A 2,004-nucleotide genomic window follows, 5' to 3' on the forward strand; every position below is an offset into this window, starting at 1 on the left:
TCCGCCAGATCCAGTACCGCAGCAACCTCATCGACGGATGTCTCGCCGAAACCGGACTCACATTGACGACATCACAGCAACAACGTCAGTAACACTGCTGGTCACGAAGTGTCCGACCCACGCGTGTGGGGAGCGACCGGTGAACTACTCCTGCCCGCCCCCGAACCGCACCAGCACGGCGGTGTTGAAGGACTGCGAGCCCAGTTCCGTGAACTGGACCTACATGACGCGGACGTACGGGACCATCTACTACAACGGCAAGCCGACCGCCGGCCACGTGGACAGTTCCCTGCTGAACGTCAAGTGCGTCTGATGAGGACCCGCTGACTACGTTGCCGGATCCGGGGCTCTGCAGCCCACCTCCGTACACGGCTGCAGAGCTCCGCCGTTGCTCAAGGGGGCGAAACGTGACTGAGGAGCGCCGGGAGAGGGCCTGGAGCTTTTGCACTGCGGTGAATACGCGGGTGCAGGAGCTGTGCATGCAGGACGCTGCCTTCAGAAGTGAGATCGCACGGCTCTACCTCAAGTGGCAGGCCGATCCGGACGGCACCGACGCCAAGGTGCGCTTGCTGGTGACACTCGCTCTATTCTCGCTCGTCCTGGATCAGCCGATCTCGACGGCCGAGTCCGACTGGGAGCAGATCACGACGGCCGAGATCCTTGAGGCGGTGGTCGCCAGGCCCGTCCACGAACTCTTCGCCTCCCTGTCGGCGCTGCCACCGGGAGACCAGGGGCACGTCCAGGCCCTCAAGCTCATGAGCTACGGCTTCGGCACCAGCCGCGGTCCCTCCGCCACGGTCAACTACTGGGCCTACCTGACCACGGCGGTCAGCCTCTGCCTGGAGCACATAGCAACCGTGACCTCGCAGGAGGCTCCGACCTGTGCGGCAGTCCTGACAGCCAGCCGGTGATCCGGCACAGTCCGTCACGGCCGGGTGCCCAGCAGTTCGGGCACGCAGCCGTCCGAACTCGGAGGCCCGGCAGGCATGGCGGGGCTCCGCGGGACATGTACGTGACCGTGCACATCGACCGCTGATTCACCGGCTGGTCACGCTGCCCAGGTGGGACGTTGACCGCTGCACGGTTGCCACTGCTGCAGGTGAAGTTCCTCGGCGGACTGTGACGCGAGTCGCGCCATCACCCACAATTGCGTGCCGGGCAGCTCGCGGCGCGGCTTTCCGGCGACTGTCTCGATGATCGAGGCGTCTACTGGGGCAAGAATTTGTCCCTGATGTGAATTTTCGAGAGATGCAAGCGTTGTGTCATAACTGGCGCGGATCACGGCGGCCCGGGACATGAAATGCTGTTTCAGCCTCATCGCCCCCTGTGTGTGCTTTGTTACGTGGGGAGTGGCTGAATCATGCACCCACTCCGGCTCGAAGTGAATCCCTCAGTCGCACGCGCCTGTTCTCGAGTGCCGCTCATGCCGACATGCGGCCGCAGGACGGCCGCCGGGGGACAGGGGCATGCACGATCCGGCCCGAATCCTCTTCGCACTGAGTTGAGTTGAGCTTGGATGGGGCGATGGACTTCCCTGCTTTTACCGAGGCCGCGCCGCTGACCGCGCTCGAGATCGAGGCGCTGCGCTCCCTGCACGTCACGCTTCAGGACCTGCGACACGAGTACGACTCGGCACTCGCTCTCACCCAGCGCTGCTCGGCTGGAGTAGAACGCTGAGGTGTACACCCACGGCCGGGCCCTAACCCACCATCCGGACACCCTCTGAGCTTGCCCGCTTGAACGGCTGCGGCCCGCTGATTCTGTACACGAGATGGGGCAGCAATTGTTCAGCACTTCGGACGGCACCGGTCCCTGGCCCCGTTCGATTTCGTGATCAGGGACAGTCGGGAACGGCCAGTGGGTGCCGACCGCATGACCAGAAAAGCCGTGGCTCGGCGCGGGCGCCGAAAGCTACTGAACTTGAACTCGTGATGTCGGCCCAGAGTCTCGCCGTGCCGCCGGGGCGGCTGCTCTACGATCCCGTGCTTGCCAACCGTGAGGCGA

Annotated in this window: 4 protein-coding genes; 3 read left to right on the forward strand and 1 reads right to left on the reverse strand. The window is 64.5% G+C overall.

All coding sequences use genetic code 11. From position 1 onward, the window contains the following. Window positions 1-139 precede the first annotated feature (139 nt). Both ACWDEN_RS48030 and ACWDEN_RS48035 read left to right on the forward strand, forming a co-directional pair. Window positions 140-313, forward strand: a complete 174-nt coding sequence (locus ACWDEN_RS48030) for a hypothetical protein (protein ID WP_351619263.1) — start codon at window positions 140-142, stop codon at window positions 311-313. Window positions 314-479: 166 nt separating this feature from the next. Next, window positions 480-911 carry a hypothetical protein gene (locus ACWDEN_RS48035; RefSeq protein ID WP_450864455.1) on the forward strand — a complete coding sequence of 144 codons (432 nt, stop codon included), beginning with the start codon at window positions 480-482 and terminating at the stop codon, window positions 909-911. Between the two features lie 137 nt (window positions 912-1,048). Here the strand turns inward: ACWDEN_RS48035 and ACWDEN_RS48040 are convergent, their stop codons facing one another. Continuing rightward, a complete protein-coding gene (locus ACWDEN_RS48040) occupies window positions 1,049-1,318 on the reverse strand; it encodes a hypothetical protein (protein ID WP_351619258.1) in 270 nt (89 codons plus the stop codon). Window positions 1,319-1,524: 206 nt separating this feature from the next. Between ACWDEN_RS48040 and ACWDEN_RS48045 the strand changes: the two genes are divergently transcribed. Then, window positions 1,525-1,677, forward strand: coding sequence for a hypothetical protein (locus ACWDEN_RS48045; protein ID WP_450864457.1), 153 nt, complete (start codon window positions 1,525-1,527; stop codon window positions 1,675-1,677). The last annotated feature ends 327 nt before the right edge of the window (window positions 1,678-2,004 follow it).

It is taken from the genome of Streptomyces sp. NPDC001153 (genome assembly GCF_053598315.1).